Below are 16,837 nucleotides of genomic sequence, written 5' to 3' on the forward strand. Positions count from 1 at the left end.
TAACCGGGGCTCAGCCTCGGTCTTGGTAGTAGGTCTTGAGCGCGTGGCAACGGCCACATAGCGTCCAGAGGTTGTCCAGTTCCCAACTCCCGCCCCGGGAGACGGGGATGAGGTGGTCGACCTGGAGGTTTTCGCGCGTCCCGCACTTCTGGCAGGTGAACCGGTCACGGGTCAGGACCTTCGCCCTTCGGGACGACCAGTCACCTGGGCGGGTCTGGTTCCGGGCAGAAGGCCGGTCCCAGCCCTTTCGGGCTGGGGGAGCATGCTCCTCACACCGGCCGGAACGAATGGTCACAGAGGTACACCCGCTCACGAGGCAAATCTGTTTGGCTCTCGGCATTGGTCCTCCTCTGTGAACTTGTAAGGCGGTAGGGCGGATTCGAACCGCTGCCCCTTTCGGGGCCGCTCCCTTGCGAGGGCCTGACAACGCCGGGTTTCCCTGTCAGGACTCCGTACCGCTCGTGCGCTGGCCGGGAGTTGAACCCGGTCTTCCTATCGTCGGGGCTTTCAAAGCCCCTATTGTCGGGGTGCGGCCGTACACCACCACGCCAGCAAGGAGCTACCTTGCCTTGGCCGACTCAAGGTGATCATTCTCGGTCGGTTGAATGAGAGGCCCCGGAGGTTTCTGATCTGGCTCCGGGGCCAATGCCTTCCTGGACCTCTACTGGAATACTCGACAGGAGATCTAACAGGAAGGAATCTCTCTCTGACTCTTGTAAGTCAGAGAGGATGCTTCTTAGGGATAATGAATCAGCTTTTACTGACTCTTCTTTCTTCTTCTCACTAACTATGTCGGTGTCCGGGGGATGGCAAGCGGACACCTCCAAGTGGGGATGTGACACGCGGCACACGCTACCGAACGACCGATCGAACGGACATTCGAGTTGGGATGTGACATGGCTCTCAGGTTGGAGTGTGATGCAACTTCCTGGCGCTTCGCGAGTCGATCCCAGTGCTACCTTCGATCATGTAAGCGCGTTCGGTGCACGTCACATGGAAGGAGTCGGGCCCGTGGAGAAGCGTCTGCCGGATCTCAACACCTTGATCCGTCTCTCGCAGCAGGGCTTGACCGACGAGCAGATCGGGAAGCGCTACGAGGTCTCGGGCCAGGCCGTGAACAAGGCACTCACTTTGGGCGGGTACTACCGGCGGCAGGTCTCCAAGACGGTCATCACGGAGCTGATCCCGTGGGATGTGCTGACGACCAAGGAGAAGGGCTCGCACCACAACACCTACTTGGCGAAGCAGTTGCGGGCCTATCTGCGGGCGGCGCTGGGTGATGACCAGCTCAACGAGACGCACCTGTTGGCAGCGGCCCGGTTCGAGAAGAAGATCAGGGATAAGAACCTGATCGTCACGTACGACCGTGAGGCCGCAGGGGGATTCGGCCTGGAGCCGAGGACGGAAGCGGACGGTGCGTTGATCGTGCGGTGGCCCAGGGACCGCGAGCTTCCCGAGGGCGAGCACCTGAACGCGATCACCCTCGCCGACGAGTGAGACACGGCCGCGAGCCGGCCTTCGGACACGGCAACGGGCCCCTGGTGTGTACCGGGGGCCCGTTGGCTGTCTGCCTGCTATGCGGCGGCGCGGGTTAGTTAGTTCATGAACCGCTCAAGGGAGTGCCGCTCGGTGTCCGACATCCGGCGGACCCGGCCCGCCTTCGAGTCGAAGGCCACCATGAGCGTGCTGGCCTTGATGTAGGTGGTATCGGCATCGTGAATCTCGCAGTCGAGCGAGAAGGACACGGCCTTCATTCCCGTTACCCGCGCGGTGATGGTCACGGGGGCGGTGCTGTAGACCAGCGGTCGGACGAACTTCATCGACTGCTCGGAGACGACGAAGTTAGCTGCCAGACGTTCGTCCGGGTCCGCGGGGACGAGGTCCGCGAACATGTTCATGCGGGTCTCTTCGAGGTACCGGGAGTACACCGAATTGTTCACGTGGCCGTTCGCGTCCATGTCGGACCAGCGAATCTGGCACTGGAAGGTGAATGCGTTCATCTTGAAGGGCTCGCTTGTGTGTGGGTGAGGTTCAGCCGATGACGGGCGGAACCATGAAGCCGGTGGGGCTCTCCGCCTCGTGGGGCCAGGTGAGCAGGACCAGGCGCAGGTTCTCGAAGCGCGCGGGAATGAAGACCTGGGAGATGAGGTCGATCTCCCCCTGGAACCGCGGTATGCGGAGCCGGAAGTGGTGGCCGTCCCGGTTGGCGACCACGGTCGTGTCCTCGGCCCAGTAGTCGCGGATCAGCGGGTCTTCAAGGGCCTGCTCAAGGATCTGGGGCAGGACGCTGGTACTGCGGCCCCGAGCGAGTTCCAGACGGATCATGCTCAGGTACACGCGGGCATGGCTTTCCCAGCTCACGAGCTGGTCGCGGGACTCGGGGTTGATCAGCCCCCAGTGCATCAGGTTCGCGCCCTCTTCCCGTACCCACGGGAACCATTCGCCCATGGGCCGGTTGTACGCGATGACGTTCCAGTCGGCGTCGGAGACGTAGGCCGGCCGGGGGTCCTGCTGGTCCAGAACCAGCTGTATGGCCCTGTGCTCCGGAGAGTCGTGAATGGCCGTCACGCCTGCGGGCGGGGTGCAGCCAACGGTGTAGAGGAAGAGCGTCAGTCGCTGGTCGGGCTCCAGGAGCAAGGCGTCGGCCAGGCGCTCCATGGCCTCGCGGTCGGGTCGGGGCATGTAGCCCTTCTCCATGTCCCTGTACCAACGGTCGCTCATCTTGCAGCGTTGGGCTACAAGGGCCTGCGGCATGGGCTTGTGGAGGCCCATCTTCTGACCTGCTGCCGCCCGCCATGCGCGCAAGAACCGAGGCAGACCGGAATTCTCGTCACCGAATTCAGAGTCGGTGTGAGAGCTCCCTGCCAAACCAGCCTGCATTTGCTTTATCTCCCATGAGTCGTTTTAGCGTCTCTTTACCGAGGACCCTACCGGAGCCCACTGACAGTCAGCTCAGGATTTTGGCCGTGCGGAAGGCAGATCGAGCCCGTTGGGCAGAAGGCATTTTTGCGAAGACGATCGAGGAGGCGGGATGGTTGTGCGCTCAACCGAAGATGTAACGCAGGTAACTTGCGGAGCGCGACTTCCGGAAACGTCGTTCCGGTCCGGCATGGGTAAGAATCATGGAAGCGCCCCGGCGCCGTGCGGCCGACTCCGCCCGGTATTTGGGGAGTTGGTGTCGGGGTGAGGGTCCGGCCGTTTTGAAGGCCGGCCCGCTAGGGGGGTGCATGCCCCCAGGGGGAGAGATATGCGTTTGCGCTGCCGTGGCGATCGTCACACTGCCGGATCGGTCGCATCGTTACGTGAAGGCGTGCGATTTGTGACCGTCAACACAGTTGGAATGTGACACAAGGCTGACCTGCGCCGGTAGGGTTCAAGGCGCGGCGGCCGGTGCCGTCGGAAGCGAAAGAGGAGCATGGTGTTCGAAACCTTCGAAGGCGTGAAGGTCCATGTTCGGGCTGCTGAAATTGTCACTGCCTTCGCGCAGTGCGAGCAGTGGTCGGAGCCGCCCGCGGAAACCACCGCGTCCGGAATAGTGACGACCACTGCGGTCGGCTACGGAAAGATCACCACGGTGACCCTCGGAAACACCATGGGAGCCGTCGAGCAGCAGCAGCTCGCCCTTCTTGAAAAGGGGGCAGGGCGGCCCTTGCGGGACTGCGTCATCGTCTACAGCGACATCTGTGAATGGCCCCACCCCAGGATGAAGGGGTCCACGTCGTTCATTCAGTTCGGAATCTTTCAGGAGGAGAGCGCGTGACCGTTGAGGCCAACTACGAGCGGTGGGCGGGCATGCCCCGCTCGGTCAGTCAGATCACCGAGTACGAAGAATGCCCGTACAAGGGCTGGCTCAAGCGGGCGGAGAAAGTGGAGCCCCGGCCGGCGGCCTGGAGTACCCACGGAACCTCCTTCCACACTGCCGCCGAGGAGTTCGAGAAGTCCGGGCGTGAGATGGCCGCGGACGACGTGGTGCGGGTCTTCCAGGACGAGTACTGCGACGGCATCAACCGTGACATGGGGAAGCTCAACGACATCGGACAGTGGATGAGGGCTAACAAGGGCAGCGCCGCTGACGACCTGGAGGAGCGGTACGAGGTGGGCTCACGCCAGACGCGTGAGTACGTGGCGTACGTCCAGGAGAACGCGCCCGTGCTGTGGCACCCGAAGAAGCACCACCGGGATGGCGTCTGGCAGGTGGCTGACGGCACGCCGGCCGTCGAGCTCTACTTCATGGCCGAGTTCGGAGGAGTCAAGGTCCGCGGCTTCATCGACCAGGTCCTCCTGAACGCGGACATGAGTCGTCGCGTCCGGGACCTCAAGACTGGCTCCACCAAGTCGAAGTTCCAGCTCTGGGTCTATGGCCTCGCGGTGAACCAGCTGTACCCCGAAGAGGCTCCCGTCACGAACGGGGACTGGTACCTGGCCAAGACCGGCAAGGTCTCCCGGCCCGTAAAGCTGGCTGACGCAGATCCGGATGAAATCACCGAGCGCATCGTACGGATGGACCAGGGCGTGAAGGCCGGCGACTTCCCGCCTCAGCCCGGATTCGGATGCCGGTTTTGCGACGTGTCATACGCCTGCGCATTTGCGCGGCGCTGAAGTTGGAATGTGACATTATGGAGGTGTCGAATTGTTCAGCCTGAATCAATCCATCCTCGTCCGTGGCGCGGCCGGCGAACCCCTCAAGAACCCATTTACCGGACTCTCCAAGCTCGAAGTGGAGTTCCGTCGCGGAGACTTCTCCGTCGTCTGTGCTGGAGGCGGTACCGGAAAGTCCCTCGCCGCGCTGTGGCTGGCCGTCTGGTCGAACGTCCCTACGATGTACTTCTCTGCCGACAGCACAGCGGCCACCCAGCTCTCCCGCGCGACGGCGATGATCACGGGTGACAACGCCCGGGACATCAAGAAGAAGCTCGTCGCCGACGATGGGTCGTTCGCGGAGTACGAGGCCGCCCTCGCGAAGCGCTGGTGGCTGCGGTTCAACTATCAGGCCCGGCCGACTCCGAAGGAGATCGAGCTGCACCTTGAGTGCTACCGGGAAGTGTTCGGCATCTACCCGCACCTGGTGATCGTGGACAACATCACCAATGTCGACGGGGGCGGCTCCTCGAACGCCGAGGAGTACACGTTCGGCCTCGAAGGGCTCTGCGACTACTTCAACGAGATGGCGCGGGAGACTCACGCTCACGTGATGGCCATGCATCACGTCGTTGGTGAGTACAGCTCCGGAATCAAGCCGATTCCCCTTGACGGAGTCAAGGGGAAGATCGGCCGTGTACCCGCGCTTGTGTGCACCATCCATGCCGAGGTTGATGGGATGAACGGACGCACCTTGCATATGTCGCCCGTGAAAAATCGTGAAGGGTTCGCGGACCCCTCTGGCGAGACGTACGCCTCCTTCGAGGTCAACACGTCGAACCTTCAAATCTCCGACCTGAGTGACGAGTTCTAGATCACAGACTCTCCGCTTGGTGGCCGAGTTGGAATGTGACACACTGGAAGAAGAAGGGCGGGGGAATGAGTCCTCCAAGGAAGGGCTACCGGAAGTGCGTGAAGTGCGACCGGAGTCGGGCGGAGAAGTTCTACACCTCCACGCGTGGCAAGGTGTGTGCATCGTGCAGGAAGCGCACTCGCAGTGCGAGTTCCCATGAGGCCCGGGTTCAGTCCACCTACGGACTTGGGCCGGGCGAATACTCGGTCCTGTTTCAAGACCAGGACGGGAAGTGCGCCATCTGTCGCCAGTCCCGACAGCAGCGCCTCAGTGTTGATCACGACCACCGAACCGGGCTGTGTCGCGGACTCCTCTGCCGCCGCTGCAACAACTACCTGCTGGCAAAAGGCGCTCAGGACAGTCCGGTGATTCTCCGTAACGCGGCTGACTACCTGGACAACCCGCCGGCCATCCGCATCATCGGCAAGCGATATCACAAGGAAGACGGCAAATGATCAGCTTCGACGGCGGCACCCTGTACGTCACCTTCACCCGAAAGACGAACCTGACCAAGCTCCTCCGGCTCCTGGAGGCCGAAGCTCAGCTCGGCCTGCACGAGCGGGCCGTGGCCATCTACAAGGGTCGTCGGGACGCCATGCGTCAGGAGATGGGGATTCCCGCCCTGGCCGAGCTGGTTCGCGCCGAGGTGGACATCGTGGCTCAGCTCCGGCTTGAGTCCGCCCTCAAGGTTGGAATGTGAGATGACCAAGCCGGACATCGTCCAGGTCTTCCGGCGCTACTACCCCGAGGTCGACGTGAAGGGGAAAGGCGGTTGGGAGAAGATCCACTGCCCCGAGCACGCCGAGAGCAACCCCAGCGCGTCAGTTAGTTCATTCAAGAGTCGCTGGTCGTGCTTCGTCTGCGACATCAGCGAAGACGGCTACGACGTCATCATGAGGAAGGAAGGGATCGGGTTCCGTGCTGCTCAAGAGTTCGCCACCCTCCACTTCGCTGGTGGACATAGCCCAGAGCTACAGCCTGAGCTTCCCCGGAAGCCCAGCCGCGGAGTACATCAGGCGCCGAGGTTTGGACAGCATCGCAACGAAGATGGGCCTCGGCTACGTCGAGCACCCCGCTACGGGTCATGAGAAGCAGGACGGCCGGCTCGCGATTCCCTACCTCCGCCCCGCAGGCGGCGAGTACGGGGTGGCGACCATCCGGTTTCGGTGCATCGCCGAGCGATGCGTCAAGCATCCTGACGGCACCTGGCGGGACGAGGAGGACCACGAAGGTCACGGCAAGTACCAGAGCCTTCCGGGCTCGAAGCCCATGCTCTACAACACCCGGGCCCTCATTCGGCCGTCACCGTACATCGGCATCAGCGAGGGAGAGTTCGACACCATGGCGTCGGAGATCGCCGAGATACCCTGCGCCGGTTCATCCGGCGTGTCCTCCTGGCGGGACCACTTCGACCCAGCCTTCCTCGGGTACGAGAGGGTCTTCGGGTTCACTGACGGCGACGGTCCGGGGGAGCAGTTCATAGCCAAGCTTGCCGAACGTCTGCCCAACCTCGTCCCCATCTACTTCGAGAAGAAGTACGACGTGTGCCGATTCGTGAACGAATTCGGCGCCCGAGCACTCAGAGAGAAGTGTGGTTTGTCGTGAGTCCCCTTTTCACGGACAAGAAGTTGGAATGTGACAGTTCCGAGATTGATCACCCATCGCACTACACCCGGGGCCGATATGAAGTCATCGACATCATCCAGGCGTCGATGACCCACGAAGCCTTCCTCGGCTACCTCCTCGGCAACCAGATCAAGTACCTGATGCGCTGCCAGCACAAGCACCAGGACGGCGGAAATCAAGACCTTCGAAAGCTCATCTGGTACGCGAACAAGTACATCGCCAGCATCCCCGTGGAGAAGTGAATGAAGCGAATCGTTGTTCTGCCTGACGTTCAGGCACCCCTAGAAGACCCCCGCATGGTCCGGAACTGGATCGCCTTCGTGAAGGACTTCGAGCCGGACGAAGTCCTTGGGATCGGTGACACCTGCGACTTCACCGCCCCCTCCCGCTGGAACAAGGGAGGCCGCGGAGAGTTCGAGGACGACGTCTACGAACAGGCCGCCTACACCAAGCGGAAGGTGCTCGCCCCCGTGCGAGAGGTCTTCGACGGCCGGTTCGGTATCCTCCGCTCGAACCACGGCGACCGACCCCGTGACTACCTCCGGAAGTACGCGCCGGCCTTGGCCAAGACAGGCGCCTTCGATGAGCCGCAACTGCTCGGCTACGACGACCTCGACATCACCGATCTCGGCGACTTCTACGACTTCACAGACGGCTGGACAGCGACACACGGGCACCTCGGCTTCTCGTCCAGCAGGTACGCCGGAGGCGCCGCCATGGCAGCAGCTCGGGCCATGGGCAAGTCGGTGGTGATGGGCCACGTACACAAGCTCGGGCTCATCAACGAAAGCCGCGGCTACAAGGGCAACCTCCAGACGCTCACCGGCGTCGAGGTGGGTCACTTCATGGACATCAACAAGGCGACCTACTTGAAGCGCGGAGCGACGAATTGGCAGGCCGGCTTCACCGTGCTCTACATCGGCAAGTACGGCGACGTGACACCGGTTCTAGTCCCCATGGCCAGTGACGGGTCCTTCACGGTCGAAGGCCAGCGCTACGGAGCCCTGCACCGCGGAGAGAACGGGCAGTTCGCCAGGAAGGCCGCCGCGTGACAGAGCACTCCGAACTCGACTGGTCCTACCTGGCAGACCTCGCCGGGAAGGTCGCCTACTCCATCGCGGAACGCTGGCACATAGTTGAGGTCGACGACGTGAAGCAGGCCATCCTGGAACACGCCATCCGGGAACGGAAGAACGTCGCCCTCGCCGTCGATGACCAAGCCCTCCTCAAGCGGATCTTCTGGACGGCCGGCAAGCGGTACGCCTCCAAGGAGCGGCTCTACCGCGACCTGGTGGACGGTGAGTACTTCTACACCGCCGACGAGGCCAAGACCGCCCTCCTGACGATGATCTACACCGCCGAGGAGTTCAGCGGACTCATCGGGAAGAAGGACGACCTCAACCACTGCACCGTGAGCGAGAACCTGCACACGGCCCGCCTCGATGCCGAGGACGCCATGAGGCGGATCAACGAGCGGTATCAGCGACTCCTCCACAGCCGCTACGTCCTCGGCATCCCCCTCGCCTCCGACGCGGACCAGAAAGCCTGCCAGCGGGCAGTCATCGCCCTCTCCTACGAGATGAACCGCTCCCTCCGACGAAAGATCCAGAAGTGATCGAGACCCGACACAACTACGGCCGACACGACACCGTCTGCGACGTGATCTACGACTCCGGCACCATCTCTCCCGTCTACCTGGGACTCCATAACGCAACGGAGAGCGCGGAGTTCAACATCGACCGCCAAGACCTCCCCAAGGTCATCGAAATGCTGACCGCCGCTCTCGCGGCCAACCGCTAAGGGATATCGCTTGTTCCAGACCGAAACCGCCGAAACCGTCTTCCTCCGCACCTACTCCCGCAAGAAGCCCGATGGGTCACAGGAGACCTGGCCCGAGACCGTCGCTCGTGTCGTAGACGGAAACCTGAGCCTGGTCGATCCCCGCTACATCGAGGACGACGAGCGCCAGGCCCTCATCGACCTGATCCAGAACTTCAAGTTCCTGCCTGCGGGCCGGCACCTCAAGAGCAGCGGGGTGAACAATTTCGCGTTGAACAACTGCTGGGCCGCCGGATGGTCCGAGGACCCCGCCGAGCACTACACGTTCACGCTCCTGCGCCTGGCCGAGGGTGGCGGCGTCGGCAGCAACTACAGCGGCCGGTACCTCGACCGCGCCCCTACCGTCGAGAACTGCGTGACTACGCACATCGTGTGCGACCCCGCACACCCCGACTATGAGGACCTGAACAAGGCCGGGCTCATCAGTACCGAGTACGACTACGCATGGGCTGGGGCCTACTCGGTGGAGGACTCGCGGGAAGGCTGGGCCTGGGCACTTGGCGACCTGATCCGCTCAGCCCACGAGCCGGCGTTGAAGCACCACAATCGCGTCTTCGACGTCAGCCGCATCCGCGGCAAGGGAGCTCCGCTGCGCAGCTTCGGAGGAACGGCTTCGGGTCCCGAGCCGTTCGCACGGATGATGATCGAGGTCGGCCAGATTCTCTCGGAGGCTGCCGGTTGGCCGCTCAACGGCATGGACGCGATGGCGATAGACCATCAGATCGCGATGGCCATCGTCGCGGGCGGAGTTCGCAGGTCGGCCCGCATGAGCATCATGCACTGGGACGACTCCCTGATCGAGGAGTTCTTGACGTGCAAGTCTTCGGACACCGCGGCGATGTGGACGACGAATATCTCCGTCGAGGTCGACGCGACCTTCATGAAGGCCCTGGACGAGAAGAACCCTCGTGCCCAGAAGATCATGAAGGCGATTGCCGAGGGTGCCCTTGGGAATGGGGAGCCTGGGTTCTGGAATTCGACGCTGACTGCCGAGGGTGAGGTGGATGGGACCTACACCACCAACCCGTGTGGAGAGGCGACCTTGAATCCGTGGGAGCCGTGCAACCTCGGATCGGTCAACCTCGGTAAGTTCGTTCATGAGGGGGAAGCTGACTTCACCGATCTTGAAGACGCCCACCGGCTTGCCACCCGCTACCTGATCCGAGCGACCTTCGCCGAAGTGGCGGACCCTAAGTCCGCCAAGGCCATCCAGAAGTACCGGCGAATCGGCGTCGGACACCTCGGGTTCGCGGACTACCTCTTCAAGCTGGGCATCAAGTACAGCCGGGCCCCCTACAACCCCAGTGTCCGATTCGACCTGGCGCACTTCGCGGACACAGTGGACCGGGCCGCCGCGGAATACGCCAACGAACTGCGCATCCCCGTACCCATCAAGAAGAGGGTGATCGCGCCAACCGGGACCACATCCAAGCTGGCCAGCGCTTCGGGTGAAGGCATCCACCCGCCCTTCGCGGACTTCTTCCTGCGCCGGATTCGCTTCTCGTCCATCGAGCCCACGGAGAAGGCCCAGATCGAGGCGTACGAGAGGAAGGGCTACCGCACCGAACCGTGCGTGTACTCGGCCAACACGGTTGTGGTCGAGATCCCGACCGTCGATCCGCTCCTGCCCGACTATCCCGAGTGCGCGGACGCCTTCGAGCACTCGGGGGAGCTGACCCTGGACCAGATGCTCTCGGTACAGCGGATGTACCAGGAGCTGTGGGCCGACCAGGCCGTGTCCTACACGGCCTCGGTGAACCCGGAGACCTACACCGTCACGGACGTGTACGAGACGCTGCGAGGTTTCCTGCCGGTCCTCAAGGGGACCACCATCTTCCCGGAGATGAGCCGCCCGCAGTCCCCGTACGAGCGGATCTCCAAGGAGGAGTACGAGAAGCGCATGTTCGAAATCGGAGAAGTCGTCGCGGATACCGGATACGACGAGGTCTGCGCCTCAGGCGCCTGCCCTATCTGAGAGTTAGATCACGCACCATCAAGTTGGAATGTGACACAAGAAATGCGAGGATGAAGACATGAGTGAAAACCCCTTCGGAAGCGGTTCCCCCTGGGATGAACCCACCGACAACACCACCACGAACGAGACCAACACGGAGTCGCCTGTGACCACTGCCGCCCCCGCCCCGACCGCCGCGCCCGAGGGCGTCACCGTCTCCTTCAAGGGCGGCCTCGGCTACGACGCCTCCCTCGCCGTGCTGCGGGCCCCGACCGTCGCCGACATGGACAACCTCCTGGAGGAGGAGGGGCCGGCCATCGCATCGATGCTCCGCAAGATGGCCAAGATCCAGTCCTTCAACACCGAGCTGAACACCAAGGACAAGAGCGTCGCGGCCAAGGCCGCAGGCAAGAACGTCTTCTCCGGCGGCCGAGTCCAGCAGGAGGGCGGCAACGCGGTCGTCGGCGACACCTGCGCCCACGGGCGCAAGCACTTCGCGAAGGGCGACTGGGAGGCGATGTTCTGCACCGAGCGCGAGAAGTCCGACCAGTGCCCCCCGGCCTTCCTGGACAAGAAGACCGGCAAGTACGTCCAGAAGTAGCAGCCATCAAGGTTGGAATGTGAGAACCGGGGGCCGGGCAACCGGTCCGGCCCCCGTATCCGAGGAGAGCAAATGCGCTACGACACCGAGCACGAACAGTGCTACGTGTGCGCCGCAACCTACCCGCCGGAAGACCTGGCATCGGTGGACATCGACGGCGTGGAGGAACTGGCCTGCTACGGGTGCGCCCCGGACTACGAGGAGGCCCCGTGATCCAGTTCAAGAGCGCCATGGACGTAGAGCTCGTGCAGCAGCTCGCCACCGACGAGATGGTGTGCACGGCCGCCCGGGTCTCCACGGTCGGGGCCAAGGCCCAGTCGCACAGCCGCGACAAGGACGCGGGCCTGATCAACTTTCTGGTCCGAGACCGGCATGGCAGCCCCTTCGAGCACGGCACCTTCACCTTCCGGATCTCCGCCCCCATCTTCGTCGTCCGGGAGTTCATGAGGCACCGGGCCGGCATGAGCTACAACGAGGAATCCGGGCGCTACCGCGAGCTGGAGCCCGTCTTCTACGTCCCCGCAGGGGACCGGGCCCTGGTCCAGATCGGCAAGGCCGGCGCGTACGACTACAAGCCCGGCACCTTCCGCCAGGCCCTCGTTGTCGCGGAGTCCCTGCGGATGGCCTACACCGAGGCGTGGACCCAGTACCAGGCCATGCTGGGAGAAGGCGTCGCCCGCGAGATCGCCCGCAGTGTCCTTCCGGTCGGAACGTTCTCCACCTTCTACGTCACCTGCAATCCGCGGAGCCTCATGCACTTCCTCTCGCTCCGGACCAAGAGCGACCAGGCCGTCTACCCGAGCTTTCCCCAGGCCGAGATTCAGATGGTCGCGGACCGGATGGAAGAGCACTTCAAGGCTCACATGCCGATGACCCACGAGACCTTCGTGCAGCACGGCCGGGTGGCGCCGTGAGGCTCGGCAACGCCCTGGCCGCGCTCCTTCTGGCCGTGGCCGCAGTTAGTTCATTCCTGATCTGGACCAAGGGCCCCTGCGGCCTGTGGACGTACGCGAAGGCCGGAGACACTCCGGCCCGCTGCGTCATTCACCTCCCCTGATGGCAGAGCTGGTGAGCCTCCTGGCCTTCTACCAGTGCCCCTGCGGAATGTCCTTCGTCCTGGACTACTCCGCTGACGAAACCCCCGAAGAACCCGCGGCCTGCACGGCTTGCGAGATACCTGGAGCCAACGAATGACCCTGTGGAGCGCCACCTACGAGCGCGAGAACTCTCAGATGGACCTTCTGAACGTCCCTCTTGACAAGGTGACCATCGAGGTCAAGGAGGAGAACACGGCACTGATCACCTCCCTGCGAGACCAGCTCGCCTTGGCCGAGGCCAAGGTGAAGGAACTGACCGACGGCCAGAAGTACTGGACCCAGCGCCTCGACGACCAGAGGCGCGTCTCGGCCAGCTGGCGACGACGCTACGAGATGGAGCGCGCCCGCAAGACCGAAGGGGCTGGTCACCGCTACGTGCAGCTCGTCAAGCACCTCTCGGACCGCAAGCGCGCCCTCGAAGGCGTCGCCGAGCGAGCTCAGCGCGACAAGCGGTGGGCCGGGGCCGCGGACGCCCAAGCCCACCTTGACGAGATCCAGACTGCTCTGCGAGCTGCCGGTGTTCTTTGAGATCTGGGACGAGGTCCCTCTTCACGTCTACGTCCACAACAACATGACCGTCGAGCGGCGGGTGGGCCCCATCACCGAGGAGTCGGAGTTCCCGCCGATCCTGGAGGGCACCTACTGATGTTCGGGACAAAGGCTGCCGCGCTACGACAGGTGCAAGCGGAGCTGGCGCTGAGTCAGCGTGCCGCGATGAAGCACCAGCAGATTGCCAACCGGCTCAACCTCTACGCAGACGAGCTGGAACGGGAACTCGACGTCGCCGTACGCGAGTACACCAGCCTCGAAGCTCGGTATGACGCCCTCGTGGCCGAGCGGGATCGACGCCGAGGTAAGGAGCCGCCTCTTTAAGCGCTCAAAGTTGGAATGTGACACTGGGAGATCTATGTGAAGGTCATCGACTACAGCCTCAACGGCGACAGCATCCGAATCAATGTGGTCGAGACCGAAGAAGATCTCCTCGATTTCCGCCAGTTCATCGTTACCAATCGGCGCGCACTCGGATTCGATACCGAGACCGATGGCCTCTCCTGGTGGGAAGACGGATTCCGAATCAGGCTCGCACAGTTCGGAAACGCTCACGAGAGCTACGTCCTTCCCGTGGAGAAGGGCGGCCTCTTTCAGGACGACGCCATCAAGGCTGTGGGCTGGGTGCAGAAGCTCGTCATGCAGAACGGCACCTACGACATCCTCTGCATGGACCGGGTCTGGGGAGTCAAGGCCGAATCCGTCTTTCCACGGCTTCTCGACAGCCGGATAGTGGCCCACCTCGTAGACAGCCGGGGCCGGAAAGACGGCGGCGTCGGTCACTCGCTCGAAGAACTCACCCGCCACTACCTCTCCGCAGACGTGGCCGATGAAGTGAAGAGCAGCATGACCGGCATCGCCAAGGAGTTGAGGGTCAAGAAGGCCGAGGTGTGGCCGATCGTCCCGCTGGAACATGAAGGCTTCAACCTCTACGCCGGCATGGACCCCATCCTGGCGTTCCGCCTGGCCCGCAAGCTCAAGCCCCTCATACCGACCTCTGCCCGAAAGCTCCTCGACTACGAACACCAGCTCGCCGCCGCATGTGCCTACATGGTCCGCACAGGCATCAAGGCGGACGTCCCGTACATCGAGGCTCGCGCCAATGAACTGGCCCGCACCGAGGTCCACTTCAAGGAAGTGGCCGCCAGACTCGGGCTGGAGAACATCAACTCTCCCAAGCAGGTGGGGGAGGCGATCATCAGCCGGGGAATCCGGCCCACCGGCAAGACCCCCACCGGACAGCCCAAGGTCGATGACCAGCTCCTCAAGGCCCATCTCGGCGACCCACTGTGCGAGGCCATCTACCAGGGCAAGAAGGCCGCCAAGGCTAAGTCGACCTGGTTCGACAATGCCTTGGCCAACCGTGACAGCGAAGATCGGTTGCATGCCTCGATAAATTCGACCGGCGCCCGCACGGCCCGCATGTCGATTTCCGGGGCGATACCGGCCCAGACATTCCCGTCGAAGGATTCACTGGTCCGCCGCGGATTTGTCGCCGACCCAGGACACCTCGTTTGCGCGGTCGACTACAAGGCCCAGGAACTCCGCGTACTGGCGGCCCTGTCGGGAGACAAGGCCATGAAGCGGGCGTTCAGGGAAGGAGCCGACCTTCACCAAATCACTGCGGACTCGGCGGGTGTCGACCGAGCCACCGGCAAGATGGCCGGGTTCCTCACCGTCTACGGCGGCGGCTGGGCCGCCCTGGCCGCCCAGGCCGGAGTCAGCGAAGAGACAGCACGCCGCGCGATCGACGGATTCTTCGACGCCTTCCCCAGGGTTCGCGAGTACTCCGAAGAACTCCAGAAGGAAGCGCGCCGCACCGGCTTCATCACCACCAACACGGGACGCCAGCTCCTGGTCGACAAGCGGCGTCCGTACGCCGCCTTGAACTATGCGGTGCAAAGCGCCAGCCGGGACGTGACGGGGCGGGCAATCCTGCGCCTCCAGAAAGCCGGATACGGACCGTACTGTCTCCTCCCGGTTCACGACGAGGTGATCTTCCAGTTTCCGGAAGAGCATGCCGTGAAGGCGACGACCAAGGCCGCCCAAATCATGAAGGAAACGATGAACGGCGTCCTCATCGATACCGATGTATCGGTCTACGGAAAGAGCTGGGGATGCGGCTACATGGCCGCCGGCCAGTACTGCGACCTCTGCGGCACCATCCACAAGGAGAATGAATGAGTAACGAACACGACCCATTTGACGAACTCGTCGGCGGAATCAGTAAGGAGATCCACGAACGAGTCATCGAGAACACCGGGCTCGCGGCCATCAAGTCAGCCAGGATCGCAGGAACCGTCATCAAGGAGGCGAAGGACTGGGGCGTCCCAAAGGATCTGGCCGAAGTCATGGGCGCCGATGTCTGGCAGCTCCTCATGATCGGCACCCCTGTCGTGGAGGCAACCGAATGAACACCGACCACTTCACTGTCGAAGGCATGGAGAACGGCGGCATCGTCCTCTGGATGAAGGACCGAGACGACCCGATCGCCGAGGGCGGTTGTTCATGCTGCGGCGACAACGACGTCACTCTGACCGACCTGATGAACGCGGCCAAGACCCACTGGGGCTACAAGGAGAAGGAGGCCGCGGAGTGACCTCATACCTCCTCTTCTCCTCGCCGGCCTGCGTCCCCTGCCAGCGCATGAAGTCCCTGATCGCCCAGGAATCCATCACGGCCGACGTGACCGTGTCTGACGTCGTTACCCCCGATGACCTCTTCGAGGTCCTGGACGTGAGCAGCGTCCCGACCCTTCTCGCCATGAAGGACGGTCGCGAGGTCGGCCGCCTGACCGGCCTCAAGAGTCAGGCAGACCTCATCGTGTTCTTCGAGGAAACGAGTTGACGGATGACCGCCCGGACTGGGACACGTACTTCCTCGGAATCGCCGAGGCTGTCGCTGCACGGGGTGATTGTTGCCGCTGCCGCGTCGGATCTGTGGTGGTCGGTCCTGACCGGCGAATCCGCTCTACGGGATACAACGGATCGTATCCAGGTGGCCCGTCGTGTAGCCGTGGAGAATGCCCGCGCTGCCTCTCGGGCGTCCCCTCCGGCTCCTCATACCAGGACTGTGTTGAAACCCACGCCGAAGCGAATGCTCTCCTCTACGCGGACTGGGCTGACTGCCAGGGCGCGACGATCTACATAACACGGGCACCGTGCCGTGACTGCATGAAACTGATCCGGTCTGCCGGTATCGAGGAGGTTGTCTACCCGTCCGCCGAAAGGGTGAGTCGTAAGGTGATTTGATGCGCTATCGTGACCGCAAGTTTGTGAAGCATGGCGGTTGGGAGCCCCGCATGAAGGTAGTACAGCTAGTTCAGCTTGAGGTCGAGGGCGAGGAGTACGAGGGCCACGTCGAAGACCCGAAGACTGTTGCCCAGATCCAGAAGGCGAGCGACGCCTACGAGAAGGCCCTCGAAGGGCTTCACGCAGTCCTCGAAGAGGCAGGGGTGAACCGCGTTTACCGTGATAGCCCGGCTCCGAAGGTTGCCGTGAGCTCCAAGAAGAAAACCGCCTCTGGTCCTGAAACGTCCGACGTTCGGGCGTGGGCGATCAACCAGGGCGTGTCCGTTCCTGACCGTGGCCGTCTCAAGGACTGGCTGTACGAGGCGTACGAGAAGAAGGTGTCTGGCGCTGCTCTCAAGGCGTTGGTCGCAGAGCACCAGGGCGACTAGC

Annotated in this window: 28 protein-coding genes and 1 pseudogene; 26 read left to right on the forward strand and 3 right to left on the reverse strand. The window is 63.0% G+C overall.

The annotated features are described in order from the left end of the window. Window positions 1-10: 10 nt before the first annotated feature. Window positions 11-340, reverse strand: a complete 330-nt coding sequence (locus ACZ5ID_RS25040) for an HNH endonuclease (RefSeq protein ID WP_468901943.1) — start codon at window positions 338-340, stop codon at window positions 11-13. 671 nt (window positions 341-1,011) lie between these two features. Here ACZ5ID_RS25040 and ACZ5ID_RS25045 point away from each other — a divergent pair. Continuing rightward, entirely contained in the window at window positions 1,012-1,497 is a 486-nt protein-coding gene (locus ACZ5ID_RS25045) for a hypothetical protein (protein ID WP_468901946.1), read from the forward strand. Window positions 1,498-1,595: 98 nt separating this feature from the next. Here ACZ5ID_RS25045 and ACZ5ID_RS25050 read toward each other — a convergent pair whose 3' ends face one another. Both ACZ5ID_RS25050 and ACZ5ID_RS25055 read right to left on the reverse strand, forming a co-directional pair. Continuing rightward, window positions 1,596-2,000 carry an acyl-CoA thioesterase gene (locus ACZ5ID_RS25050; protein WP_453198085.1) on the reverse strand — a complete coding sequence of 135 codons (405 nt, stop codon included), beginning with the start codon at window positions 1,998-2,000 and terminating at the stop codon, window positions 1,596-1,598. Window positions 2,001-2,031: 31 nt separating this feature from the next. Beyond that, the gene (locus ACZ5ID_RS25055) at window positions 2,032-2,880 is read right to left on the reverse strand and encodes a helix-turn-helix transcriptional regulator (RefSeq protein ID WP_468901949.1); all 849 of its coding nucleotides are present in this window, start codon (window positions 2,878-2,880) and stop codon (window positions 2,032-2,034) included. Between the two features lie 535 nt (window positions 2,881-3,415). Between ACZ5ID_RS25055 and ACZ5ID_RS25060 the strand changes: the two genes are divergently transcribed. From ACZ5ID_RS25060 to ACZ5ID_RS25180, 25 genes and pseudogenes are all read left to right on the forward strand, one after another. Beyond that, the gene (locus ACZ5ID_RS25060; protein WP_453198081.1) at window positions 3,416-3,760 is read left to right on the forward strand and encodes a hypothetical protein; all 345 of its coding nucleotides are present in this window, start codon (window positions 3,416-3,418) and stop codon (window positions 3,758-3,760) included. After that, window positions 3,757-4,599 carry a RecB family exonuclease gene (locus ACZ5ID_RS25065; RefSeq protein ID WP_468901953.1) on the forward strand — a complete coding sequence of 281 codons (843 nt, stop codon included), beginning with the start codon at window positions 3,757-3,759 and terminating at the stop codon, window positions 4,597-4,599. Before ACZ5ID_RS25060 ends, ACZ5ID_RS25065 begins: the two co-directional genes overlap by 4 nt. Window positions 4,600-4,630: 31 nt before the next feature. Continuing rightward, complete coding sequence (locus tag ACZ5ID_RS25070) at window positions 4,631-5,452, forward strand: AAA family ATPase (RefSeq protein WP_468901956.1); 822 nt, start codon at window positions 4,631-4,633, stop codon at window positions 5,450-5,452. 65 nt (window positions 5,453-5,517) lie between these two features. Then, window positions 5,518-5,946, forward strand: coding sequence for an endonuclease VII domain-containing protein (locus ACZ5ID_RS25075; RefSeq protein ID WP_468902181.1), 429 nt, complete (start codon window positions 5,518-5,520; stop codon window positions 5,944-5,946). Then, the gene (locus ACZ5ID_RS25080) at window positions 5,943-6,191 is read left to right on the forward strand and encodes a hypothetical protein (protein WP_468901959.1); all 249 of its coding nucleotides are present in this window, start codon (window positions 5,943-5,945) and stop codon (window positions 6,189-6,191) included. The genes ACZ5ID_RS25075 and ACZ5ID_RS25080 overlap by 4 nt, the downstream gene beginning before the upstream one ends. 1 nt (window position 6,192) lies before the next feature. Continuing rightward, a pseudogene (locus ACZ5ID_RS25085) lies at window positions 6,193-6,363 on the forward strand (CHC2 zinc finger domain-containing protein); the annotation flags it as partial. Between the two features lie 46 nt (window positions 6,364-6,409). Continuing rightward, window positions 6,410-7,096, forward strand: coding sequence for a toprim domain-containing protein (locus ACZ5ID_RS25090; RefSeq protein ID WP_468902208.1), 687 nt, complete (start codon window positions 6,410-6,412; stop codon window positions 7,094-7,096). Beyond that, complete coding sequence (locus tag ACZ5ID_RS25095) at window positions 7,093-7,359, forward strand: DUF3310 domain-containing protein (protein ID WP_468901962.1); 267 nt, start codon at window positions 7,093-7,095, stop codon at window positions 7,357-7,359. The genes ACZ5ID_RS25090 and ACZ5ID_RS25095 overlap by 4 nt, the downstream gene beginning before the upstream one ends. Then, complete coding sequence (locus ACZ5ID_RS25100; protein ID WP_468901964.1) at window positions 7,360-8,169, forward strand: hypothetical protein; 810 nt, start codon at window positions 7,360-7,362, stop codon at window positions 8,167-8,169. Next, on the forward strand, window positions 8,166-8,732 hold the full coding sequence (locus ACZ5ID_RS25105) for a hypothetical protein (RefSeq protein WP_468901967.1): 567 nt from the start codon (window positions 8,166-8,168) through the stop codon (window positions 8,730-8,732). The genes ACZ5ID_RS25100 and ACZ5ID_RS25105 overlap by 4 nt, the downstream gene beginning before the upstream one ends. Continuing rightward, on the forward strand, window positions 8,729-8,917 hold the full coding sequence (locus ACZ5ID_RS25110; RefSeq protein WP_030706512.1) for a hypothetical protein: 189 nt from the start codon (window positions 8,729-8,731) through the stop codon (window positions 8,915-8,917). Before ACZ5ID_RS25105 ends, ACZ5ID_RS25110 begins: the two co-directional genes overlap by 4 nt. A gap of 10 nt (window positions 8,918-8,927) precedes the next feature. Then, window positions 8,928-10,931: a ribonucleoside-triphosphate reductase, adenosylcobalamin-dependent gene (gene nrdJ / locus ACZ5ID_RS25115; protein ID WP_468901970.1), complete on the forward strand. Its 2,004-nt coding sequence runs from the start codon at window positions 8,928-8,930 to the stop codon at window positions 10,929-10,931. Window positions 10,932-10,989: 58 nt separating this feature from the next. After that, the gene (locus tag ACZ5ID_RS25120; protein ID WP_468901972.1) at window positions 10,990-11,511 is read left to right on the forward strand and encodes a hypothetical protein; all 522 of its coding nucleotides are present in this window, start codon (window positions 10,990-10,992) and stop codon (window positions 11,509-11,511) included. 72 nt (window positions 11,512-11,583) lie between these two features. Then, window positions 11,584-11,724: a hypothetical protein gene (locus ACZ5ID_RS25125; RefSeq protein ID WP_158754261.1), complete on the forward strand. Its 141-nt coding sequence runs from the start codon at window positions 11,584-11,586 to the stop codon at window positions 11,722-11,724. Window positions 11,725-11,741: 17 nt separating this feature from the next. Next, window positions 11,742-12,425, forward strand: coding sequence for an FAD-dependent thymidylate synthase (gene thyX, locus ACZ5ID_RS25130; protein WP_468902184.1), 684 nt, complete (start codon window positions 11,742-11,744; stop codon window positions 12,423-12,425). Further along, window positions 12,422-12,568: a hypothetical protein gene (locus ACZ5ID_RS25135; protein WP_468901975.1), complete on the forward strand. Its 147-nt coding sequence runs from the start codon at window positions 12,422-12,424 to the stop codon at window positions 12,566-12,568. The genes thyX and ACZ5ID_RS25135 overlap by 4 nt, the downstream gene beginning before the upstream one ends. A 133-nt stretch (window positions 12,569-12,701) precedes the next feature. Beyond that, a complete protein-coding gene (locus tag ACZ5ID_RS25140) occupies window positions 12,702-13,136 on the forward strand; it encodes a hypothetical protein (RefSeq protein WP_468901978.1) in 435 nt (144 codons plus the stop codon). Beyond that, on the forward strand, window positions 13,126-13,254 hold the full coding sequence (locus tag ACZ5ID_RS25145) for a hypothetical protein (protein ID WP_468901981.1): 129 nt from the start codon (window positions 13,126-13,128) through the stop codon (window positions 13,252-13,254). Before ACZ5ID_RS25140 ends, ACZ5ID_RS25145 begins: the two co-directional genes overlap by 11 nt. Continuing rightward, window positions 13,254-13,481, forward strand: a complete 228-nt coding sequence (locus ACZ5ID_RS25150; RefSeq protein ID WP_030706525.1) for a hypothetical protein — start codon at window positions 13,254-13,256, stop codon at window positions 13,479-13,481. The genes ACZ5ID_RS25145 and ACZ5ID_RS25150 overlap by 1 nt, the downstream gene beginning before the upstream one ends. 36 nt (window positions 13,482-13,517) lie before the next feature. After that, complete coding sequence (locus ACZ5ID_RS25155) at window positions 13,518-15,341, forward strand: DNA polymerase (RefSeq protein ID WP_468901983.1); 1,824 nt, start codon at window positions 13,518-13,520, stop codon at window positions 15,339-15,341. Continuing rightward, complete coding sequence (locus ACZ5ID_RS25160) at window positions 15,338-15,571, forward strand: hypothetical protein (RefSeq protein ID WP_468901986.1); 234 nt, start codon at window positions 15,338-15,340, stop codon at window positions 15,569-15,571. Before ACZ5ID_RS25155 ends, ACZ5ID_RS25160 begins: the two co-directional genes overlap by 4 nt. Continuing rightward, window positions 15,568-15,756: a hypothetical protein gene (locus ACZ5ID_RS25165; RefSeq protein WP_267842183.1), complete on the forward strand. Its 189-nt coding sequence runs from the start codon at window positions 15,568-15,570 to the stop codon at window positions 15,754-15,756. The genes ACZ5ID_RS25160 and ACZ5ID_RS25165 overlap by 4 nt, the downstream gene beginning before the upstream one ends. Further along, window positions 15,753-16,004 (forward strand): thioredoxin family protein, encoded by a 252-nt coding sequence (locus tag ACZ5ID_RS25170; protein WP_468901989.1) that lies wholly within the window; start codon window positions 15,753-15,755, stop codon window positions 16,002-16,004. Before ACZ5ID_RS25165 ends, ACZ5ID_RS25170 begins: the two co-directional genes overlap by 4 nt. After that, window positions 16,001-16,408 carry a deoxycytidylate deaminase gene (locus tag ACZ5ID_RS25175; RefSeq protein ID WP_468901992.1) on the forward strand — a complete coding sequence of 136 codons (408 nt, stop codon included), beginning with the start codon at window positions 16,001-16,003 and terminating at the stop codon, window positions 16,406-16,408. Before ACZ5ID_RS25170 ends, ACZ5ID_RS25175 begins: the two co-directional genes overlap by 4 nt. A gap of 50 nt (window positions 16,409-16,458) precedes the next feature. Further along, complete coding sequence (locus ACZ5ID_RS25180; protein WP_468901994.1) at window positions 16,459-16,836, forward strand: Lsr2 family DNA-binding protein; 378 nt, start codon at window positions 16,459-16,461, stop codon at window positions 16,834-16,836. Window position 16,837: the final 1 nt, after the last annotated feature.

This window comes from Streptomyces sp. NPDC031670, from assembly GCF_055580545.1.